We start from the raw sequence: 22,522 nt of genomic DNA on the forward strand, positions 1-22,522 counted from the left end.
AAAAAGTCAGGCAGGAGCGGAAGGTGGCGACTCCGCCTGTAACGTATGCCTTCATTGCTGGACGATCCACCTTGAATGCAGCTTGTTCTTTGTAAGGGAGCGGGTATTTTTAAATCTCCACGGTGCCCGTGAGATCGTTAATATCCATGATATCATGGCGTTCCATATAATCACGAATGTCTTCGATAACATCCGTCAGGGCGGTCGGAGTAATGAAGCTTGCGGTGCCGACCTGTACGGCGGAAGCGCCGGCAATCATCATCTCGATGGCGTCGTTTCCGTTCATCACGCCGCCGCAGCCGATAATCGGGAGGTCCGTAACCTGGGCTGTCTGATAAATCATCCGTACCATGATCGGCTTCACAGCCGGCCCGGACAACCCTCCCATGACATTACCGACCATCGGTTTTTTCGACTCGGTATCAATGGACATCGCAAGAATCGTGTTGGCGACGGTCAGCGCATCGGCGCCGCCTGCGTCGGCGGCTTTAGCGATTTCCTGTATGCTCGTTACATTCGGAGTAAGTTTAGCTATGAGCGGGACATCCGTTACCTTCCGGACCCGCTGCATCAACTCATACGTCACGTCCGCATCCATACCGAAGGCAAGGCCGTCGCCTTTCAGGTTTGGACAGGAAATATTCAGCTCGAGCGCGTCAATGTCAGGGTGGCTGCCGAGCACATCCGACATCTCCACAAATTCATCAATGGATTCCGCCGAAATGCTTGAAATCAGCGGCACATCATAGGCGGAGAACTTCGGGATGGTTTTTGCCAGATAGGCCTCCAGACCTTTGGACTGGATGCCTATCGAATTAATCATGCCGGCGTAAGTTTCGCATACTCTCGGCGTATCATTGCCAGGCTGTGGATGTTTCGTGATGCTTTTCGGAACGATGGCACCGATTTTGTTGAAGTCGAGCGCTTCGTGCATTTCCGGGCCGAACGCACCGGAAGCCGGCATCACAGGATTCGGCAGGGTGAGGGAGCCGATGGATATACCCATTTTTCGTTGTGCAATCATGAAATCACTACCTTTTCCAACGGAAAGACCGGTCCTTCCAGGCAGACCCGCACAGAGCGGTGCTTTCCTTCTTCCTCCAGGTCACAGACGCAGGCGAAGCAGGCGCCCATCGCGCAGCCCATCTGTTCTTCCAGCGCAATCTCTCCGGGCAGGCCGTATTCGGCGGCCAGCCGTTGGTTCAGCCGGGAAAGCCGGCGCGAACCACACGTATACAGCGCGTCTACGTCTTTTCGTTCGATAATATCACGCATCTGCGCTTCCACTGATTCCACATCGCTCGATCCTTCTTCTTCGGTGACATGATGAACTTCGGCTCCGAAATCCTGCAGGGTTTCGGCCGCCAGAAGGTCGTTTCTGGAACGGGCGCTTAAAATCGCAGTACAGCGGACGCCTTTCCGTCCGGCTTCCTGAGCAAGCGCTGCCAGCGTGGCAATGCCGACACCGCGGGCGGTAAGAAGGATCTCATCATACACCGGGTCCAGTTTAAACCCGTAGCCGAGCGGGCCGAGCAGGTCGGCCGTCTCCCCGGGCATCTTTTTCGTTAAATCTTTCGTTCCTTCCCCTTTGACGAGATACAGAAATTCAATCGTATCTTCTTCCCGGTTGATCCGGTAAATGCTGAACGGACGCCGCAGAAACGGGAACGCTCCGTCAGAACAGCGGATGTGAAAAAACTGTCCGGGTTCGATATCCTCGTTCATGCCGGACGTATCGATCGTCATATGCCAGTAACGTTCGGATACCTGCACATTGGTAAGAATCGGCAGGAGGTGCTGCTTCATCATGATTTCACCTCCATTCTTGTTTTTGAACAGTCTTCATTTGCCAGAGAACGCACGGTATGCTCCAGAACATCCACAGCTGCCACCATATCGGTCAGTGTGGTGAATTCATCCGGATGATGGCTCAGCCCGTCGACGGATGGAACAAAGAGAAGTCCGCACGGCCACTTTTTGGCCATGTTCATCACATCATGCCCCGCGCCGCTCGGGAGAAAGACCGGGTCAAGATCCAGCGCTCTGCACGTTCTAGTTAAAGCTTCCTGAATGGAAGGAGAAAGCGGAACCGGCGTTTCCTCTGCCAGGGTCTCGACCTGAATGGAGAGTCCCCGTTTTTGTTCAAGACGCCTGGCTGCCTCGATAAACTGCCGGTATACCCGTCCGCGTGAATCCGGCTCGGTGCTCCGGATGTCGACATCGAAGCGGCAGTCTCCCGGGATGACATTCATAGCCCCCGGGGATGCTTCAATTCTTCCGACGGTAGCTACCGTATTATATTCTTTTTCTTCCTGCGCATCGGTTTCGAGTTCCAGAATGAGTTCGGACGCGCCTGTCAGGGCATCTTTTCTCATATCCATGCTGGTTGTTCCCGAGTGGGAGGCTTTACCTTCGACGTGCACGCGCAGCCGAAGCGGTGCCGCGATCCCTGTAACAACGCCGACCGGAAGCCGGCTGTTTTCAAGGACAGGTCCCTGCTCAATATGAAGTTCCAAAAATGTTTTAAGATCTGTTTCCGGACGTTTGGCGCCGGCCATCTGTTCGAAGGAGAAGCCGGCCTGTTCGACTGCTTCGGGAAAAGAGATGCCGTCTTTATCCTTCAGGGCGGCCAGCTGCTTCAAATCCGCACTTCCGCTCATCAGTTTGCTTCCAATGGTGGATGTGCCGAATCGGGAAGACTCTTCCGCGCGGAAAACAATGATTTCAAGTGGATGTTTTGTCAAAATATCTTCCTCGTTCAAGCGGTGGATGACTTCCAGTCCGGCGAGAACACCGAGCGTCCCGTCAAAGCGTCCGCCGGCGTAGACCGTGTCCAGATGAGAGCCTATCGCAACGGCAGGGAGCGGGGATGTCCCGTCCCGGCGGGCAATCAGATTCCCGGCTGCGTCTTCGCGCACACTCATTCCTTCTTTTTCACAGAGTCCGCGGAATAGATCCATTGCCTGCTGCTCCTCTTTTGAATAAGCGAGACGGTACAGGCCGGGAACAGAACTCTGTCCAATCTGATTCAGTTGGTCCAGCCACTCATCGATACGTTCTACACTCATTTATTCCACCTCTTATTATCAGTATACCGTTAATACCGGTGCTGTTCGTCCTTTGTTTGTCTATACCTACATTTTAATATTCTGACGGTTTGGACGGCGTCGGCTTCCGGGACATAATATAAGGTGTTTTTTCGGTGTCATCGATAATTATGGTTGATATAATGCCCGATTTTTAAACCGAGCTGGATCATTAATTTTCCCTCGGAATCCTGAAAGCTGTAACCTGTTAATGTTTTAATTTTCTGGAGCCTGTATTTCAGCGTATTTACGTGGATATAAAGACTTTCCGCCGCTGCCGATACGGATTCGTTATGATAAAAGTATTCCTCGACGCTGCGAATCAGTTCGAGGTTGTGTTTGCTGTCGTAATCGGCGAGGATGCCTACGGTTTCTCTGTAAAACCTGCTGAGCTCTTCCTGTTCGTTTACCTGGGCAAGCAGGCGGTACACGCCAAGATCATCGTAATGAACAAGGCGGCTGTCCTGCAGGTGCAGCGTGCGGCTGATCGACAGGGCGAGTTCGGCCTGTTCAAATGTTTCCTGGAGTTCGGTAAAACTGTTGCTGCTGACTCTTCCGGCCCCGGCAAACGGCGTTTGGGCAAACATTTTTTCGAATTCCCGGATAAACCGGTTCAAATCAACCAGCGCCTTGTCTTCACCTTTTCCCTTTGTCGGATAGAGAATATAAAGCACGTGGTGCATCATACCAACGACCGCGTGCGGTTCGATCTGATGAATAATCATTTCGAGCTTCGTCATATGGCCGGTTAAAAAAGCTTCCGCCGTGTCCGCCTTTTCAAAGTAAACGGCACAGCACATATAACAGCGCTCCGGCAGGATATTATAGCCCCGTGCCTTTTCCTCGAGGTCTTTGGTCTGGGACGTGCTCCCTTTGAACAACGCCCGGAAAAAATCACTTTTGTACTGCAGTTCCACTTCATAGCGGACTTTGCGCCGCATGAATTCGAGCGCAAGAACAGAGGAGGCGCGTTCCAGAATAGCAAGGTCTGCTTCAATGTGTTCATTTGTGTCATCCCAGCTGGAAATGGCGCCGTACAAGGTGCCGTCCACAATGATGGGGGCGGTAATGCAGCTGACCGTTCCGGCTTCCCTATGTCTGCGTTTCAGCCGGATCGGGCGCTGGACATGCTCGAGTTCTTCAATCTGCTGGTATTTAAAATCCTGAAATGGACTGTCCAGCAGCGGAGTGTCGACGAAGGAAACGAGGCTTTCAATTGCAATATTATGTTTTGTCAAATGCGTCAAAATATCAATAAGGGAATGAATCCCCGGCTCATTCAGCGAAACTTCATTTAACAGCCGGTAAGCTTCCTCCAGGTCTTCCTGAAGGACCACTTTTCGGTCGAATATCGTGTTCATGACAGGGGAAAGGATATCGAGATAACTGATCCGCTCTGGTATTTCAATAATAGGAAACCCGTATCTTTCCGCTTCCTCAAGAACAGGCATCGGTATATCCTCCACGAAACGGTTCGGCTTTATAGCCAAAGCGGACGTTCCTTTTTCGTGCAGCTGTTTGATCAGCTGCTTCTGGGCTTCAGGATCATCCTTGATAGGGTACAGGCTCGTCAGCATCAATTCTTTTCCTTTGAGCCAACGTACAATATCCGGGACCTCCATAATCGTCACATAATTAATGTCGGCATCGAGCCCCTGATATCCGGCGATAACCCGGCATTCCCGGAGTCCCCCGATTTTCATGGCATCCTGTAGTGATATGGTCATTTTACTCCCACCAATTCATGTCTTATTCGAAGAAATGGAGCAGAAACAGCGCGGATTCCGGGATGTAGGTGATAATTAAGAGCGCCGCGATCTGAACAAGAAGGAATTTTTTCAATCCGGGCAGCATTTCCACCATGTTCAATTTTGAAATCGTCTGGGTGACGAAAATATTGATGCCAAACGGTGGTGTATACATGCCGATGGCGAGGTTGGAAATCATGACAATACCTAGATGGATCGGGTCTACGCCAAGACTGGAAGCGGCCGGGAAAATCAGTGGCGCCACAATAATAATGGCGGCGATTCCTTCCATGAACATACCCATTACGAGCAGCGCAATGTTGATGAAAAGAAGGAATAAAAGAACAGATCCGACGTGTTCGGTGACATACCCGGCAATCTGCTGTGGGATGCCCGATCTCGTCAAAAGCCAGCCGAGAATCTGTGCGGAAGCGACAAGTACCAGAACCTGAGCGGAGGTGACAGCCGATTCGACACAGACGTTATAAAACTTCTTCCAGGACATTTCTTTGTACACAAAAGCACTGATGACCAAAGCGTATACGGCGGATATACCGGCGGCTTCGGTCGGTGTGAAAATACCGGCGTAAATCCCCCCGAGAATAATGACAGGAATAAGGAGTGCCCAAAACGCATGGACTGTCGCCTGAATCAGCTCCCGAAATGTTGCTTTCTTATCGCGCGGCAGGTTCTGTTTTTTGGAATAGAAATAAATATAGGCAATGGTGACAATCCCGAAGATCAGGCCTGCTCCGATTCCGGCAGTAAACAATTCACCTACTGATAAGGTAGTGACGACAGAAGCAAGGACGATCAGGGTGATGCTCGGCGGTATAATCAACGAAACAGCACCGGCGGAAGCGAGCAGTCCTGCTGCGAAGGAAGGCTCGTATTGGCGGCGCAGTAATTCGGGGTACATGATTTTGCCGATAGCCACGACAGTCGCCGGACTGGATCCGGACAGGGCGCCGAAAAACATACTGGATACCTGGGTTGTCATGGCCACGCCTCCGGCAAGGTGGCCGACAAGGGCCCGGGCCCAGCGGAGCAGCCGGTCGGAAAGACCGCCGCCCTCCATGATGTTGGCAGCAAAAATGAAAAACGGCAGCGCCATCAGAGCAAACTGGTCAAGTCCTGCAAACATACGCTGCACGAGAATCATCGGCTCGGTGTCGCTGAGAAGCAGGACGCTCAAAAACGAAGCCAGCCCCAGCGCAACAAAAATCGGGGCGCTGATGAACAACAGTACTATAATAAGGGTGATCAGTAAGGTAATCATAGCGAATCTCCTTCAGGCATGTTGTTGACGGACGTCTCTTCTTTCCCAAGCAGAAGCTGAATGGAAAGTGTGATGATATGAACGATGGAAAGAAGACAGCCGATTGGAATAATCAGATAAATCCAGTAGATTGCTATTTCCAGAGACGGGGTGATCTGGCCGGTATTCATGGAAAACAGCACCAGTTCCATACCGAAATACCCGAGAAAAACTAAAAACAGAATGGACAGCACGTTCACAACCAGCTGTACGATTCTGGTCACCCTTTTGGATAAATAATCCAGAATAAAATCGATGCCGACGTGAAGCCCCCGGCGGAAACAGATGGCCATGCCGATAAAGGTGATCCAGATCATCATATACCGGATCAGTTCGTTGGCCCAGCTGGTATTGGCCGCAAACCCGTACCGCAGAACCACATTAAAAAATAAAATAGCCGTCGCTGTGATAATGAGAAGGCCGATAATGATTTCCTCTGCTTTATAAAAAAGATGAAGGCCTTTGCGCAACGCGTTCATGACAGATCTCCTTTCGCCTGTAAGAAAGCTGAAAAATGGAACAGGGAACCAGCAGAATATCAACGTGCTGGTTCCCTGCCGGGCTGATGCTATTCGCTCTGTACTTCTTCGATTTTGTCTTTCAGATTGCTGAGAATTTCCTGCTGTTCTTCATCCTGTACGATCTCGTCATGGATCGGCTGGGAAGCTTCACGGAAGTCCGCAATTTCCTCTTCGGTCAGTTTGTAGTACTCTGCCTCTGAATCCTTGATCTTCTGACGGTATTCATCTTCCGTGGCGGCAAGATCTTCGCGGGCAGCTTCAACACCTGCTGCCTCCGCTTCTTTAATGGCTTCCTGAGTCTGCTCATTCAGGCCGCTGAACCAGCTTTGGTTGGCCATCAAGAGATAGGTCATGGTGCCGTGATAGCTTTCGACCACATAATCCTGGACCTTATGAAAGTCATTCAGGTAGATCGTCTGAAGTGGGTTTTCCTGACCGTCAACAACGCCTTGCTGCAGCGCGTTGTATACTTCGGCGTAAGCAACCGGTTCAGCGTTGCCGCCCCACATTTCATACTGTGTGATGAGGGCGGGGGATTCCATCGTTCTCATAGTGAGCCCCTCGAAATCGGACGGTTCATGAATCTCTGTACCGTTTGTCGTAAAAAGTTTGAACCCTCCCGGCCAGTAACCGAGTCCTTCGAAACCGCCTTCATTTAGCGTGCCGAGGAGTTCTTCGCCGACGTCGGAATCCAGCACTTCATATTTCTGTTCGTTGCTGGCCGGCCACAGATAAGGGAGATCGACGAGTTTTACCGCATCTACAAATGGTGTAACCACGGCGGAAGGCTGCATCGTGATGTCAATCTCGCCAAGCTGGGTACCTTCCACTTGTTCGCGGAGGCTTCCCATCTGTGATGCCGGGTAGAGATCTACGGTAACACTGCCGTCGGTTGCTTCTTCGATATGATCTTTAAAGGCAACGGCGCCGGTATGTTCCGGACTGTCTTCCGGCTGGTTGTGACTGAATGTAATGGTGATATCCTCATAACCGCCGCTGCCGGAGTCTGCTGATTCTTCGGAAGAGGAGCCGCTGCTTTCTCCACCGCTGTCTCCGCCGCCGCAGGCGGATAATGTAAGCATGACTGCAAAGGCCGTCGTTCCTGCAAGTTTTGCTGGTAATTTCATGTTTTTCCCCCCTATAATATTGAAAGAAGATGATGAAAGATCATCGTTAGATTTATCGTACAATTTAGACATCTTTTTTTCTTTGTCCGAATCAACAATTTTAGACAATATTTTTTGTTTATAAAGACATAATACAAAGAGAAAGTGAAACATTCATTGGGTAGTATCCTCATATTAACATAGAATTATGATTGATATATCGGTGTTTTCAACATATGGAAAACATTTCTTTCGGGGAAGGACCACCAGGCGCAGAAACAATGCGGTTTGTTATATTTTTTGACGAAAAAAAGGAGTTGTATCAAAAGTCCGTTACATTCTGAGGCATCCGCTGCAGGCGGACGCTTGCCGCGGGCAGCGCCTCAGCTACATCAATGAAGGAAGATCGGCTACGATGAGGACCTTCTACTAAGACCGCGCACGTCCTGTGCGCAACGTAGAAGCCACCACATCCTGTGGAAGTACGTCCTGTGCCAACGCCGATCTGACCCGCATCCTGCGGGCCCAAACACCGTTTGATGGGATCTTCGGCTGCTGCTTCGACGAACAGGATGTTCTAGTGCCGGCGCCCGCCACAGGACGTGACCGTTTTTAGCCGGCGAACAACAAATAGTCGCCGCCTTCCGCTTCTGCCTCGGTTATATTTTCTTTATCACAGGAAAGAGAGTAGGACAAAAGAAAAATAGGGAATGAGGACACGAACGACTTGTGGCGCTGTTCAAGAACAGTAAATTAGCGGAGTCAAAATGCTTCGTCTCCTGCGGGAACAGCACGTGTCTCGAGACCCCGCAGGCAGCGGGTTTCTGCCGAGGAGGCTCGAGCCGTGCCCGCGGAAAGCGAAGGATTTTGGCGCAGCGGTATATCTTAGGAACGGAAAATGCCGAACGATTTCAGGAAATCGTTCGGCATTTTCTGTCTTATAAAGGTTTTGTCCCAGCCCCTTGATCCCAATATAAAAACAATCCTTTATCTGCGGTCGCCGCCGAAGAAGTTGTTGAACAGGCTGCCGGCGACGCTTCCTTCTCCTTTCTGTTCTCCTTCACCCTGTGGAGCGGCGGCAAAGACGCGGCTCGCCAGACGGCTGAACGGCAGGGACTGAATCCAGACAGTTCCCGGACCGCGGAGTGTTGCAAAAAAGACCCCTTCCCCGCCGAAGAGAGCCGTGCGGATGCCGCCGGTAAACTGGATATCATAATCCACCTCCTGCGTCATCGCGACAAGGCATCCGGTATCTACCCGCAGTGTCTGACCGGCTTCCAGTTCTTTTTTCAGCACCGTCCCGCCAGCATGTACGAAGGCAATGCCGTCTCCTTCCACTTTCTGCATAATGAAACCTTCCCCGCCGAAAAATCCGGTTCCAATCTTCTTCTGAAAATCAATGCCGACCGAAATCCCTTTCGCTGCAGCGAGAAAAGCTTCTTTCTGGCAGATAATTTTTCCGTCCAGCTCACTCAGATCCATAGCCATAATCTTTCCTGGATAGGGGGAGGCAAACGACACATGTTTCTTTCCCGTCCCGGTATTGGTGAACGTCGTCATAAACAGGCTTTCTCCGCTGATGATCCGTTTGCCGGCGCCGAACAGTTTTCCGACAAATCCTCCGTCACTGTCTTCCGATCCGTCCCCGAAGATCGTTTCCATCTCAACGGCCTCATCCATCATCATCAGCGCGCCCGCTTCTGCAATCACCGTTTCTTCGGGATCGAGCTCCACTTCCACAAACTGCATGTCGTCGCCGTGGATCGTATAATCGATCTCATGATTATTCATATCGTTCTGCCCCTTTTCTTTATATTCCGCTGTTACCTGTATTTATTCTACAAAAAACGAAAAATTCCTTTTTTGTTTCATTCACTAATTATAAGACTTTAATCTTAGGATATTATGTCGATAAAATGGATAGAAATTTTATTCGATTATATTACAGGGGGAAAAGAATGAAGAAGAGAGAAAAGCAGGCAGCACGATTGGGACGTTTAGGCTTGAAGGGATCCATGAAAAACAAATTGACGCTTTATCTGCTGCTGGTCGGATTGATTCCTACCATATTGATCGGTTTTTTCATTTACCAGACAAGCACAGATGAAATTGTCGCTAAAGAACGGGAAAGCCTGGAATCGCTGGCGGAAAGTACATCGGCAGGTATGGAACAGTGGATCGATAAACGGATGTCGCAGCTGCACCTGATGGCACAGTCGGAAGAAATCATGTCGGAAGAAGAGGACCGGCAGATGCGTATGATCCGGATTCTGCAGGAAAACGACGAGGCGTATGAAAGTGTTATCTTTATAGATACAGAAGGAGTCGTACGCGCCGATACGAACGAGGGAAATATCGGTCAGCTTAATCTGAGCGATCGGAAATATTACCAGCAGGCAATAGAGGGTGAAGATGCGATTTCTGATGTACTGAAATCCAAAGACGGCGGTAATCGCATTATGGTACTTGCGACACCTGTCTATGACACGGAAGACAATGTGATCGGGGTGCTAAGCGCGGTCGCAAACTTTCAAACAATGATTGATCAATTTTTATCCGAAGAAAACCTGAATAAAGAAGGGATGCAGCCGATTCTGGTGGATGAAAGCAATACGATTCAGCTGCACCCAAACGAAGACCTGATCGGACAATCTCTCGGAGAAGCGGATATTAGTGAGGAATACCGGAAGAGACTGGAAGAAGGACGAACGAATACCGGCTCGGAAGTGCTTCAGAGCCAGGATAAAGTTCTGGCCCATGCTCCGCTGGATTCGGCGGGATACGGCGTGTATTTCGGGGTACCGATGAGTACGGTGCTTCATGTGACGGATTCCCTGCGGATGCATGCGGTGTTGATGATCGCAGTGACTGCCGTAATCATCACCGTGCTGGCACGGTTCATTGCCGGCAGGATCAGCCGTCCGCTGCAGAACGTGAGTGAGCAGGTAGAGCTCGTTGCCGACGGGGATCTCACCGGCAAAGATCTTCAGGTGAAATCCAAAGACGAAGTCGGCCGGCTCGCCGACAATGTCAACACAATGAAAGAACAGCTGAAAGGTCTGCTGTCCCAGGTGCGGGAAAGTGCGGAAATGGTGAGTGCTTCCTCAGAGGAACTGCAGGCCAGTTCGGAAGAGGCAAGCCGCTCGTCGGAAGAGATATCACAGTCGATTCAGGAGGTGGCCTCCGGATCGGAATCCCAGACCGAAAGCATTAACGAAAGTGTCAGTTCCATGGAGGAAGTATCCAGAGGCGTTCAGGAAGTGGCGGAAAGCGCGACATCTGTTTCTGAAAAGGCCGCTGCCGCCATGCAGAAGAGTAAAGACGGCGGGGAAAACGTCAAAGAGACGCTGGAAAAGATGCGCTCCATTGATGAATCGGTCCAGTCCTCGAATGAAGTGAATGGTTCCTTAAACCAACGCTCGCAGGAGATTGAAAATATTCTCCAGGTGATTACCAGCATTGCCGAGCAAACGAATCTGCTCGCGCTGAACGCGGCTATTGAAGCGGCCCGGGCCGGTGAGAGCGGAAAAGGATTTGCCGTCGTCGCCGAAGAAGTCAGGAAGCTCGCGGAAGAATCCCAGTCGTCATCCCAGCAGATCACCAATATTATTCAGGATATCCAGCACGATATCGAGAACTCTACGCAGTCGATCGAACAGGTAAGCAGCGAAGTGAAGGAAGGACTGACGCTGGCGGACGGCTCCCAGAAAAGTTTTGAAGAAATTCAGCATTATACAGGTCTCGTGGCCGAGCAGATTGAAAACATGGCAGCGACATCTGAAGAGATTGCAGCCAGTTCCCAGCAGGTATCGGACTCGTTCCAGGGTATTGCTCAGATTTCCAAAGATAACGCGGGACGGACGCAGAGTGTGGCGGCCGCATCCGAAGAGCAGCTCGCCTCGAGCGAAGAAATCGATTCGTCCGCACAGTCCCTGAGTTCACTCGCGGAAGAACTGCAGACCGCAGTGAATAAGTTTAAATTTTAAAGTAGATGAAATGAAAGTTTGTTAACAAGTAGAAGAGCCTCTTTACAGCCGGTCCTTCTTTATTCGAGCGTACCCAGGGAAAGCGAAGTGTTTTGACGAAGCGAGTGTATCATTGCACGACAAACAAAATACGGAGGACACTGGATGCTTGAGTAGTGCTGGCAGTGGCTGCAAGAGAGGCCCTTGGAGACACTGTGTTTCGATCACGTGCAATTAGTGGCTCCAAGTATCGGCTGGAAACCACTATAGTCCGATGTTGCCACCGTAGTATCCCCAAGACGTCGTCTAAAGGACACTACGTCCGCCGTTCAGGCTGCTGGTGGGTGCAGCCTGAACGGTGCATACTGATTTCCGCCAAAAGGGTCCCCTGAATAACATGCTCCCGACTATCCAATAAGATAATCGGGAGCGTTTTTACTCTTCCCGGGCTGTGACTGCCGGGCTCTTTTCGGTGGGCAGGGTCGTTTCGTTTCCCGTATTCTTTTTGAATGCTAAAAAGTTAGTCCGGCTGCATTGTTGTTATACTGGGCTTCTTTATCCTTCTGCTGGCTGCATGATTCCCGGATTATTAACGTGTCTTCTAGTACAAATTGTGATTGAATGATGGAGTCTTTATTCAATAGATTAAAAAGCAAATCCATTGATTTTCGGCCGATTTCAAATGTCGGCTGGGAAATGGTGGTCAACTGCGGCGTAAACATGGAGGCCATTTTTATATCATCAAAACCTGTTACCGCTATATCTCCGGGTACTTTTAGTCCAGAAGCCTTTGCAGCATTGACGGCTCCCATTGCCATTTCATCATTTGCTGCGAACACAGCTTCAGGTCGATCTTCTAAAGACAAAAGCTTTACCATGATGTTATAACCGGATTCAACGCTGAAGTCTCCTTCTTGGATATTAGAAGTCTTTACTTCTATACCTTTGGCCTGAAGGCCTTGTTTAAACCCTCGGAGGCGGTCGATCCCAAGGACGGTATCCATCGGACCGGTGATGTGGGCAATATTTTTATATTGCAGATAAAGCAGATATTCAGTCATTTTTCGTGCGGCGCTGATATTATCAATCGAAACTGTAGGCAGGGTTGTTCCTTCAAGATACTCACATGCGATTACAATGGCATGTTTCTTTTCAAGCTCCAATAGAACGCTTCTATCTACACGGGAAGTGAGCATGATTAACCCATCTACTTGTTTTTGTTCAAGCATATCGAAGCATTTCATACTGTCAAAATAAGTGTGCTCAGCATCCATAACCAGGACATCATAACCTTGCTCATGTGCCATGGTTTGAATGCCTTTCATTACATTGGAGAAAAAAGGATTCGTTATATCTGGAACAACGACCAAAATCGATTTGGTATGAGCTGTTCTTAAATATCGTCCCAGCGCATTTGGCTTATAATTTAGTTTCTCTACGGCAGCTAAAACGATTTGTGTATTTTTTTCTGAAACGGTGTCCGCTTTACTTAAAACCCTTGAAACGGTTGCTACCGAAACATTTGCTTCTTTGGCGACATCTTTGATTGTCGGCATAAGACACAGTCCCCGCATTTCTTTATGATGTAAACGATTACTATATGACGTTTATTTTACCTTATTTTATTTCGTTTTATTTGTCAATTGAACGGTGCCACATGGCAGTATAATGGGAAGGATAAAAATTTCACGGAAAAAAAGATTGACAATTCAGATTAAGGTATATAATATCTTTATTGCAACCAGTTGTAATCGTTTACTTATCATAACGGAAGGGATTAATTACTGATAAACATATTTGTACTGTGATGGTAAGTCTCTGATTTTTAGTGAAGGGGTTGAGGTGTATTGTTGTATTCTAATTATCCATTTTAATTACTTAGTAATCGATTACAAAACATCTGTTGATTACCTAATATCAATCATCAGATTTCCGACAGAGTTTGTGAGACAAGGGGTTCTTCCATATATTTTTTATTTATATTGGAAGCGCATTCATTGTTGTTCAATAAAATGTTATAGAGGAGAGGGTTTTATGAAAGGACGAAAGTTTTATTCCGGTGTTGGGATAACATTGATTGCAGCAACGATTATGCTGCCGGGGTGTTCGTTTTCTTCCGGTGGCGATGAAGCATCAAATAATAGTGAGGATAGTGGAAATCAGGTAACGGTTGATGTTTTTCAATTTAAAGTAGAGTTTAAAGATCAATTTGAAGAATTAGTAGCAATGTACGAGGAGGAAAATCCAAACGTTGATATTAACGTAAAAACGGTAGGTGGCGGTAGTGATTATGGTGCTTCGTTGAAATCATCGATGTCATCAGGAGAAGAGCCTGATATATTCAATGTAGATGGACCAACAGCCGTTGATGAGTATGAAGACTACTTAGCGGATGTGTCTGATACAAAAGCTGCGGACGCAGCATTGGACGGAACACTTACCAATGTTTCTAGAAATGGTCAAACATTGGGTCTTCCATACAATCAAGAAGGATATGGTCTCCTTTACAATAAACGAGTGTTTGAAGAAGCTGGTATAAATGCTGATGAGATTCAAACCTACGAAGAGCTTGAAGAAGCGGTAGAAACATTAGACTCTCAAAAAGAGGAATTAGGTATTGAAGCCCCGTTTGCGTTACCAGGAAAAGTACGATGGGTGTTAGGGATGCATCTTGCGAACACGTTTTTAGCAGATGAATTTAACAACGATGTAATGGAAGCTTATAAAGCGGATACGGTTGAATTTGAGATGGGCGATCAAATGCAGCGTTTTCTTGATTTACAAAATGAATATTCTGTCCAACCGACCTTAAGCCTCGACTATTCCCAACAGGTTGAAGAACATTTTTCGCTTGGAAATGTAGCAATGATCCAACAAGGAAACTGGGTATATAATACAATTGAGTCAATGGATTCAGAATTTGCTGAAGAAAATGTAGGATTGCTGCCTATTCCGGTGGAAGGGTACGAGGGAAGTATTCCTGTCGGTGTGCCAAACTACTGGGGTGTTAATAAAAAGGCCGAAGATAATGTAGTCGAAGCCAGTAAAGACTTTTTGGATTGGATGTATACATCGGAAACAGGAAAGCAGTTTGTGACAGAAGAATTTAAGTTTGTTCCAGCTTACGAAGGCTATGAGGATCTAGAAATTGCAGATCCTATTTCTCAAGAGATATATGATTATGCCAGTGAAGGAAATACGCTGGGATGGATATTTCCTGGAGCTCCTACGGGTTGGACAGATGGTTCCTTAGGTGTAGCTATGCAGGAATATATTGCTGGTGATATTACATGGGAAGAAGTAGAAGAAAAAGCCACAACGGACTGGGAAGAAGCTCGCCAATAGGTAACTGAAATAGCTGACAAGAGCTTGTTACAGCTCTTGTCAGCTCCATTCATTAGAACCCACATGTAATATGCAGCATTGGAGGAAGCACATTATGCAGAATCGCAGCCTTTGGTTTTGGCTATTCCTAACTCCTGTCATTTTAGGTCTTGGCATCGTTGTTGTTATTCCATTCGTTTACGGATTCATTTTCTCGTTTACGAATTGGAACGGGATTATTGCTACAGAGTTTATAGGATTACAAAATTACATTAAACTTTTTCAAGAAGATGAATTTATGAATTCCATCGTGTTTACGGTTCAATTTGCTGTCGTCACGGTAATTCTACTGAATGTATTTGGATTGGGCCTTGCCTTAATTGTAACTCGAAACATAAAAACGAATAACCTGCTGAGAACGGTATTTTTCATGCCTAACTTAATTGGCGGACTTATTCTGGGTTTCATTTGGCAGTTTATTTTTGTCAGTGTTTTTGGGGATATTGGAAGCCGGTTTGGTATTGAAGGTATGCAGGGCTGGCTTTCCACAACGAACACTGGATTCTGGGGTCTTGTTATTTTAACAGCCTGGCAGATGGCCGGTTATATTATGATCATCTATATCGCCTACTTAGAAAATGTCCCTAAAGAATTGATTGAATCCGCGAAAATTGATGGTGCGAATGGGCTTCAACGTTTTAAAGATGTAACATTTCCTCTTGTAGCTCCCGCTTTTACGGTTAGTATGTTTCTAACCCTGTCGATGGCGTTCAAAATTTACGACCAGAACTTGTCGTTGACCAATGGAGGGCCGTTTAACTCAACGCAAATGGTTGCGATGGAAATTGTACGAACGGCGTTTACTGATAACCAAATGGCGTACGCTCAGTCTAAAGCGGTTATATTCTTCCTTATCGTTGCCGTCATAGCGTTGACACAGGTTTACTATAACAAGAAACGGGAGGTGGATTTATAAATGAAAAAAGATAAAGAGAAACGAAATCTTATATCCATAGAAATTCTAGGTATTGTACTTGGATTGCTTTGGATCTCTCCCTTTTATCTTATGATTGTTAATGCTTTTAAATCAAAGCGTGCTATTTTTGAAGGTGTTTTAGGAATTCCTGAAACATTTCAATTTGAAAATTTCGTCCAGGCGTTTATCGATTTAGAGTTTCTAAAATCGTTGTTTAACTCTGTGTTAATCACTGGTTTTAGTATTCTTTTTATCATTATGTTTTCCTCGATGGCTGGATATGCGCTTGCCCGTAACAAAAGTAAGCTGAGCGCCATCATGTTCTTTATTTTCGTTGCGGCGATGTTAATTCCATTTCAATCTGTGATGATTCCGCTCGTATCCCTGTTTGGTATGGTAGATATGCTGAACGCCGGCGGCTTGATATTTATGTATCTTGGGTTTGGCTGCAGTCTATCCATCTTTTTGTACCATGGAGCTATGACTGGGGTGAGCAGGACGATGGACGAAGCGGCCATTATTGATGGGGCGAACCGCCTGCAGTTATTCTGGTATATAATTTTCCCACTGCTTAAGCCAATAAGTGTGACGGTTGGAATCCTGAATGTTATTTGGATTTGGAACGACTATTTGCTGCCGTCCCTTGTGTTAAGTGAATCCAACGCAACAATTCCTCTAAAAATGTTCTATTTCTTCGGCCAATACACGAAACAGTGGCATTTAGCGCTCGCTGGCTTAACGATAGCGATTATCCCTGTCATAATCGGTTACTTCTTTGCGCAAAGACAAATCATTAAAGGCGTAGCAGAAGGAGCCGTTAAATAAGGAACTGCATTTTCGTCATATATCAGAGAAAAGGAGAGAACTATGAATATTACCGTATGGAATGAATACCGCCATGAAAAAGAGAATCCCGTCGTTACGGACATTTACCCGGAAGGCATTCACACAGTCATTGGCGGTTTTTTGGAAGAATGTGGTCACGATGTGAAGACGGCTACCCTGGATGAAGAACATCACGGTTTGACAGAAGAAGTGCTCGCTCATACAGATGTACTCGTTTGGTGGGGGCATAAAGCCCACGATGAAGTGGAAGAAGGTATTGCTGAAGCAGTGAAACAGCGTGTTCTTGACGGAATGGGACTGGTCGTACTGCATTCCGCCCATTTTTCTAAAGTTTTCCGAAAACTAATGGGCACAACTTGTGATTTGAAGTGGCGTGAAGCTGATGACCGGGAACGGATGTGGGTAGTCGATCCGGCGCATCCAATTTCAGAAGGGATTGGCCAGTATCTTGAGATCGAAAAAGAAGAAATGTACGGCGAACATTTTGACATACCAACGCCAGAGGAACTCATATTTATCAGTTGGTTTGAAGGTGGCGAAGTGTTCCGGAGTGGTGCGACATTTAAGCGTGGGCGCGGGAAGATTTTTTATTTCCGTCCAGGTCATGAGACATATCCAACGTATTACAACAAAGAAGTGCGGCAGGTTATTCAAAACGGTGTGAAATGGGCGCAGAATGAGGGGACGCCAAAACACGTGTACGGTAACGCCCATCCGATTGAGAATATTTCTGAAAAATAGGAGGAGTGCATGATGACAGTATTAAAGGCGGCAGTAATAGGATGTGGAAGCATAGCAAAAAATCGTCATTTGTTAGAGTATGACGCGAAGGAACAAGTGAAAATCACAGCGGTGTGCGACATCGTTCAAGCCCGTGCGCAAGAAACGGCAGACATATATGGTGCCGCGGCGTATACGGATTATAAGGAGCTTTTACAAAAGGAAAACATAGATATTGTAAGTGTGTGTCTGCCGAATGATCTGCATGCACCGGTCTCGATTGCGGCCTTAGAAGCTGGAGCTCACGTATTATGTGAAAAGCCGATGGCAACATCAAGCGAAGAAGCGCAAGCCATGATTGACGCAGCAGAGCAAAGTGGTAAAACTTTAATGATCGCACATAATCAGAGGTTTGTTTCTTCCCACCAAAAAGCACATCGGTTGATTCATTCTGGAGAAGTCGGAAAAATTTACAGCTTCCGTACGACATTTGGCCACGACGGTCCGGAAGCCTGGAGTGCTGATGGGAAGAATAGCTGGTTTTTCGAAAAAGAGAAAGCTTTCATTGGTGCAATGGGAGATCTCGGTGTACATAAAGCAGACTTGCTGCGTTATTTACTGGGCGAAGAATTTGTGAATGTCGCTGGTTTTATAGAAAATAACGCAAAAGAAGGGATAACAGTTGATGATAATGCGGTCTGCATTTTACGAACAGAATCAGGAATTATAGGCACGATGGCTGCAAGCTGGGCGTATGTTCCACAAGAAGATAATTCTACGATTATATACGCGGAAAAAGCAACGCTTCGTTTGGAAGACGATCCGGAACACTCTCTTGTCGTGCAGTATGAAAATGGGGAAGTTACAAAATATGAGCTTGGACAAATTCAGTCCAATGACGCAAACGGTCAAACGAATACGCATGTCATCGATCACTTTGTTGAATCTGTGGTGAATCATACGCATCCGTTGATTGATGGCTATGAAGGCAAACGTTCCCTTGAGGTCATTTTAGCTGCAATAGAATCAGAGGAAGCGACTAAAGTCTTGAAATAATGGAGGAGAAAAAATGGTGAGCCAATTAAAGATGGGTTTTATCGGTGTTGGAGGTATTGCGCAGGACCGCCATCTTCCTTCTTTTGCACATACAGAAGGAGTAGAATTGACGGTTGTTCAGGATCTGGATAACGAACGTGCTAATGAGGTGGCGCTAGACTTTGATATCCCTCACGTTGTGGAGGAGTATACAGACTTATTTGAATTGGTGGATGCGGTCACCATCTCTACCCCAAATAAATTTCATTCCGAAATAGCAGTAGCGGCAATGGACGCAGGCGTTCATGTTCTGTGTGAAAAGCCGATGGCGATTTCAACAGCAGAATGCGAGGCGATGCTAGAAGCGTCGGAGCGCAATGACCGGCATTTATCGATTGGTTATCATTATCGATACACCAGGGAAGCGCAAGCGGCGAAGGAATTGATGGAGAATGGGGAAATCGGAGAACCGTTAGTAGCGCGTGTGCAGGCGATGCGGCGCCGCAAAGTGCCGGGATGGGGCGTGTTTACCAACAAAGACTTACAAGGCGGCGGCAGCATGATAGATTTTGGCTGTCACCTGCTTGATCTAGCCCTATGGCTGTTAGATAATCCAACACCAGTGGAAGTTATCGGGAAAACGTATAATCGTCTAAGCAAAACGCCGGGACTTGTGAATGATTGGGGTTCGATTGACCCGGAAACGTTTAATGTTGATGACCATGTCACTAGTTACATTACATTTGATAATGGCTTGTCGATGCAATTCGAATGTTCCTGGGCAGCAAATATCAAAGAAGATCACACTACATTAAGCATCTCCGGTGTGGATGGCGGAATGGATGTATATCCGTTTGAACTGTATCAGGCAAAATACGGCACGTTGTGGGATACAAAAGTTCGGCTGCCTGAAGAAGAGCTCAGTCCAGAGCTGGCACAGGCGAAAAATTTCGTGGAGTGCTGTTTAGGGAGGGCAGAACCTGTCGTCACAGCAGAGCAGGCGTTAAAAGTATCGCAGCTTATGGAAGCCATTCATCAAAGCAGTGAAACGGGTTCCGGCATAAAGCCGGCTTCCGTTGAAGTGGAGGGTGAACGATGAAATTAGGTGTTTTTACAGTACTTTTTGGTGATAAACCTTTAGAAGAAATGCTCGATCACGTGAAAGATTCCGGACTGAAAGCTGTTGAAATCGGGACAGGCGGGTATCCCGGTAATGCCCATTGTAACGTAGATGAATTGCTTGAAAGTGAAGAGAAACGGACGGCATATATGGAAGAAGTAAATAAACGCGGTTTGACGATAAGTGCATTCAGCTGTCACGGCAACCCTATTTCTCCAGACAAAACTTTTGCGGACGAATCTCATGATGCGTTCGTGAAGACGGTGAAACTGGCATCTCTCATGGGTGTACCGGTTGTTAACACTTTTTCCGGAACGCCGGGAGGTTCTAAGACCGACACCGCTCCCAATTGGCCGGTAACCCCGTGGCCTGCAGAGTATTCCGATGTGCTGGAATGGCAGTGGAATGAAAAACTAATACCTTACTGGAAAAAGCAAGGGGAATTTGCGGAAGAACATGGTGTGAAAATTGGTATTGAACTGCACGCTGGATTTCTCGTACATACGCCTCATACGATGTTAAAATTACGCGAAGAAACCAGTGACGCGATTGGGGCGAATCTTGACCCAAGTCACTTGTGGTGGCAGGGCATTGATCCTGTGGCTGCCATTAAAATATTAGGAAATGCTGATGCAATTCATCATTTTCATGCGAAAGATACGTACATTGATCAGGAAAATGTGAACATGTACGGTTTAACCGATATGCAGCCGTATTCAGAAGTGAAAACCAGAGCCTGGACATTCCGAACTGTTGGATACGGACATGGGAGTCAGGAATGGTCTAATATGGTGAGTGCGCTTCGTACACATGACTATGATTATGTAATCAGCATAGAACACGAAGATCCCATAATGTCTATAGATGAAGGATTCCGGCAGGCTGTAAAAAATCTGAAAGCGGTTCAGATTGAAGAAGCTCCCGCAGAGATGTGGTGGGCGTAATATTTTTTGGAGGAACGAGTGATGAGCCATCAGATGAGAACAATGGGAGGTTTTTACAAAATAAGTGAATGGATCATGCGGTTTTCCATAGCAAATTTGCTTTGGGCGTTCTGTAACCTGCCGATCGGACTCATCCTTCTCAGTATGCTGTATCTGGAGGAGGACGCCAGTGCTTTTCTGTTGGTATTTCCTCTTTTTTTCTTGGTGCCGATATTGTTTTTTCCTGCAACCACTGCACTGTTTGCTAAAGCTCGGGAATGGGTGAGAGATGATGAGGTGACAGCTTCGACACAATCCTTTTTCCATTATTATAAAGTAAGTTATAGAACGAGCTTATTTGGTGGAGTGGTGTTTGTTGTGCTGTGGGGTGTATGGGCAGCTGATATGTATTATTTCTCCACCCGCAGTGATGAACTTACGTATGTCTTTGCAGTGTTGGGCATTTTATTATTTGTGGGAATGATGAATTTTTTCTCTATAGCCGTTCACTATGATATGAAAGTACGTAAACTTCTTCAACAAACGTTCTTCATTACGATCGGAAGTCCGATATTGTTTTTAACGGTCGCCATTAGTTCAGGCGTGATGCTCTATATCAGTCTCCGTATATTCCCTTTGCTGATTCCTCTATTTACTGGAGCCATTCTTTCCTTCTTATGTTTTTCTGCTTTTTATAAATTGTCTCTAAAAATACAACAACAGCGATTATAAACTTTTTGTAAAGACTAGAAGAAATATATTAAAAATTCTAATTTCATTCGTTATCAATGGTATAATATTGAAAAAGGGAGGGATGCAAGATGGTAGAATCGAAGAAAATTCTTATTGTAACCGGCGACGCAGTGGAGGCGTTGGAAGTGTATTATCCGTATTTTCGTTGCCTGGAGGAAGGCTTTGAAACAGACATTGCGGCGCCGCACCAGAAGAAACTGAATACGGTCATTCATGATTTTGAGGATTGGGAGACGTATACGGAAAAACGCGGGTACGGAATCGACGCCAATAAGACATTTGCTGATGTGCAGGCGGCTGACTATGACGGACTCATCATCCCGGGCGGCCGCGCACCGGAACATATCCGTATGGATCAGAATCTGCTTGATATCGTCGTTCATTTTTTCGATGAAAACAAGCCGATTGCCATCATGTGCCACGGCAGTCTTGTTCTCACACCAATTGCGGAAAAAGTGAAAGGCCGGAAGCTGACCGCTTACACCGCATGCAAGCCGGAAGTGGAGAGCATCGGGGCGGAATACGTGAATGAAATGGACTACGTCGACGGCAATCTCGTTTCCGGACATGCCTGGCCGGACCTTCCCGCCATCATGCGTGAATTTGTAAAGCAGTTGAAATAGGCAAGGACAGGCTGTATGTAAAATTACTAATATGAAAATCATGGGCACCGTCCAGGGAGATGGTGCCCATGATTTTTTCTGGTATTGACGGGAAGACCGCGAATCTTAAAACCATTAAAAAAAGATCAATTGACCCAATTCTTTTCATCGGAAACAGAATTGGGTCCTTTTTTGTGTTTTTATCGATGTATGATCTCCCGCAGTCTTTCGTATTCATTCTCATCGATTTCTCCATTGATCAAACGCCGCTGCAGCAAAGATTCAGAATTAAATCTGTTTTGCTTCCAGCCGCCGCGTCCCTTGAACAGGAATAGACAGAAAATCAATAAGAAAAGGAAAAAGAAACCGAATGGAAGAAACGGAAAGAAATGACCGCATTCCGGCATGGTGAAGACCTCCTTTCTTGTTATGTCACTATCAAATGTATCCCTTCTTTATAAAACACTCCTAAATGATCT

At 46.9% G+C, this 22,522-nt stretch carries 20 protein-coding genes; 10 read left to right on the plus strand and 10 right to left on the minus strand.

Going from position 1 to position 22,522, the window contains the following annotated elements:
* Positions 1-109: 109 nt before the first annotated feature.
* From ACW9JV_RS02105 to ACW9JV_RS02140, 8 genes are all read right to left on the minus strand, one after another.
* Positions 110-1,024 carry a dihydroorotate dehydrogenase gene (locus ACW9JV_RS02105; protein WP_457330879.1) on the minus strand — a complete coding sequence of 305 codons (915 nt, stop codon included), beginning with the start codon at positions 1,022-1,024 and terminating at the stop codon, positions 110-112.
* The gene (locus tag ACW9JV_RS02110; RefSeq protein ID WP_457330881.1) at positions 1,021-1,809 is read right to left on the minus strand and encodes a dihydroorotate dehydrogenase electron transfer subunit; all 789 of its coding nucleotides are present in this window, start codon (positions 1,807-1,809) and stop codon (positions 1,021-1,023) included. Before ACW9JV_RS02110 ends, ACW9JV_RS02105 begins: the two co-directional genes overlap by 4 nt.
* Positions 1,806-3,068, minus strand: coding sequence for an allantoate amidohydrolase (locus ACW9JV_RS02115; RefSeq protein WP_457330883.1), 1,263 nt, complete (start codon positions 3,066-3,068; stop codon positions 1,806-1,808). The genes ACW9JV_RS02110 and ACW9JV_RS02115 overlap by 4 nt, the downstream gene beginning before the upstream one ends.
* 137 nt (positions 3,069-3,205) lie before the next feature.
* Positions 3,206-4,813: a PucR family transcriptional regulator gene (locus ACW9JV_RS02120; protein WP_457330885.1), complete on the minus strand. Its 1,608-nt coding sequence runs from the start codon at positions 4,811-4,813 to the stop codon at positions 3,206-3,208.
* Positions 4,814-4,835: 22 nt separating this feature from the next.
* Positions 4,836-6,113, minus strand: coding sequence for a TRAP transporter large permease (locus tag ACW9JV_RS02125; RefSeq protein WP_457330886.1), 1,278 nt, complete (start codon positions 6,111-6,113; stop codon positions 4,836-4,838).
* Positions 6,110-6,631 (minus strand): TRAP transporter small permease, encoded by a 522-nt coding sequence (locus ACW9JV_RS02130; RefSeq protein WP_457330888.1) that lies wholly within the window; start codon positions 6,629-6,631, stop codon positions 6,110-6,112. Before ACW9JV_RS02130 ends, ACW9JV_RS02125 begins: the two co-directional genes overlap by 4 nt.
* Positions 6,632-6,720: 89 nt before the next feature.
* On the minus strand, positions 6,721-7,800 hold the full coding sequence (locus ACW9JV_RS02135; RefSeq protein ID WP_457330890.1) for a TRAP transporter substrate-binding protein: 1,080 nt from the start codon (positions 7,798-7,800) through the stop codon (positions 6,721-6,723).
* A gap of 966 nt (positions 7,801-8,766) precedes the next feature.
* The gene (locus ACW9JV_RS02140; RefSeq protein ID WP_457330892.1) at positions 8,767-9,570 is read right to left on the minus strand and encodes a TIGR00266 family protein; all 804 of its coding nucleotides are present in this window, start codon (positions 9,568-9,570) and stop codon (positions 8,767-8,769) included.
* A gap of 167 nt (positions 9,571-9,737) precedes the next feature.
* On the opposite strand from ACW9JV_RS02140, the gene ACW9JV_RS02145 reads away from it, so the two are divergent.
* Positions 9,738-11,765 carry a methyl-accepting chemotaxis protein gene (locus tag ACW9JV_RS02145; protein WP_457330894.1) on the plus strand — a complete coding sequence of 676 codons (2,028 nt, stop codon included), beginning with the start codon at positions 9,738-9,740 and terminating at the stop codon, positions 11,763-11,765.
* Positions 11,766-12,256: 491 nt separating this feature from the next.
* Here the strand turns inward: ACW9JV_RS02145 and ACW9JV_RS02150 are convergent, their stop codons facing one another.
* Entirely contained in the window at positions 12,257-13,300 is a 1,044-nt protein-coding gene (locus ACW9JV_RS02150) for a LacI family DNA-binding transcriptional regulator (RefSeq protein ID WP_457330896.1), read from the minus strand.
* Between the two features lie 478 nt (positions 13,301-13,778).
* On the opposite strand from ACW9JV_RS02150, the gene ACW9JV_RS02155 reads away from it, so the two are divergent.
* The 9 genes from ACW9JV_RS02155 (at position 13,779) to ACW9JV_RS02195 (ending at position 22,064) form a co-directional block, all read left to right on the plus strand.
* A complete protein-coding gene (locus ACW9JV_RS02155; RefSeq protein WP_457330898.1) occupies positions 13,779-15,089 on the plus strand; it encodes an ABC transporter substrate-binding protein in 1,311 nt (436 codons plus the stop codon).
* Between the two features lie 94 nt (positions 15,090-15,183).
* Entirely contained in the window at positions 15,184-16,044 is an 861-nt protein-coding gene (locus ACW9JV_RS02160) for a carbohydrate ABC transporter permease (protein ID WP_457330900.1), read from the plus strand.
* Positions 16,045-16,869, plus strand: a complete 825-nt coding sequence (locus ACW9JV_RS02165; protein WP_457330902.1) for a carbohydrate ABC transporter permease — start codon at positions 16,045-16,047, stop codon at positions 16,867-16,869.
* Positions 16,870-16,911: 42 nt separating this feature from the next.
* Positions 16,912-17,631, plus strand: coding sequence for a ThuA domain-containing protein (locus tag ACW9JV_RS02170; RefSeq protein WP_457330904.1), 720 nt, complete (start codon positions 16,912-16,914; stop codon positions 17,629-17,631).
* A gap of 12 nt (positions 17,632-17,643) precedes the next feature.
* On the plus strand, positions 17,644-18,666 hold the full coding sequence (locus ACW9JV_RS02175; RefSeq protein ID WP_457334535.1) for a Gfo/Idh/MocA family protein: 1,023 nt from the start codon (positions 17,644-17,646) through the stop codon (positions 18,664-18,666).
* A gap of 16 nt (positions 18,667-18,682) precedes the next feature.
* Positions 18,683-19,744 carry a Gfo/Idh/MocA family protein gene (locus tag ACW9JV_RS02180; RefSeq protein ID WP_457330906.1) on the plus strand — a complete coding sequence of 354 codons (1,062 nt, stop codon included), beginning with the start codon at positions 18,683-18,685 and terminating at the stop codon, positions 19,742-19,744.
* Positions 19,741-20,709, plus strand: a complete 969-nt coding sequence (locus tag ACW9JV_RS02185) for a sugar phosphate isomerase/epimerase family protein (RefSeq protein WP_457330908.1) — start codon at positions 19,741-19,743, stop codon at positions 20,707-20,709. Before ACW9JV_RS02180 ends, ACW9JV_RS02185 begins: the two co-directional genes overlap by 4 nt.
* Before the next feature lie 33 nt (positions 20,710-20,742).
* On the plus strand, positions 20,743-21,420 hold the full coding sequence (locus ACW9JV_RS02190) for a YesL family protein (protein WP_457330910.1): 678 nt from the start codon (positions 20,743-20,745) through the stop codon (positions 21,418-21,420).
* A gap of 89 nt (positions 21,421-21,509) precedes the next feature.
* Entirely contained in the window at positions 21,510-22,064 is a 555-nt protein-coding gene (locus ACW9JV_RS02195; RefSeq protein ID WP_457330912.1) for a DJ-1/PfpI family protein, read from the plus strand.
* Between the two features lie 179 nt (positions 22,065-22,243).
* On the opposite strand, the gene ACW9JV_RS02200 is transcribed toward ACW9JV_RS02195, so the two are convergent.
* Positions 22,244-22,450, minus strand: a complete 207-nt coding sequence (locus tag ACW9JV_RS02200; RefSeq protein ID WP_457330914.1) for a hypothetical protein — start codon at positions 22,448-22,450, stop codon at positions 22,244-22,246.
* Between the last annotated feature and the right edge of the window lie 72 nt (positions 22,451-22,522).

It is taken from the genome of Salibacterium sp. K-3 (assembly GCF_054052005.1).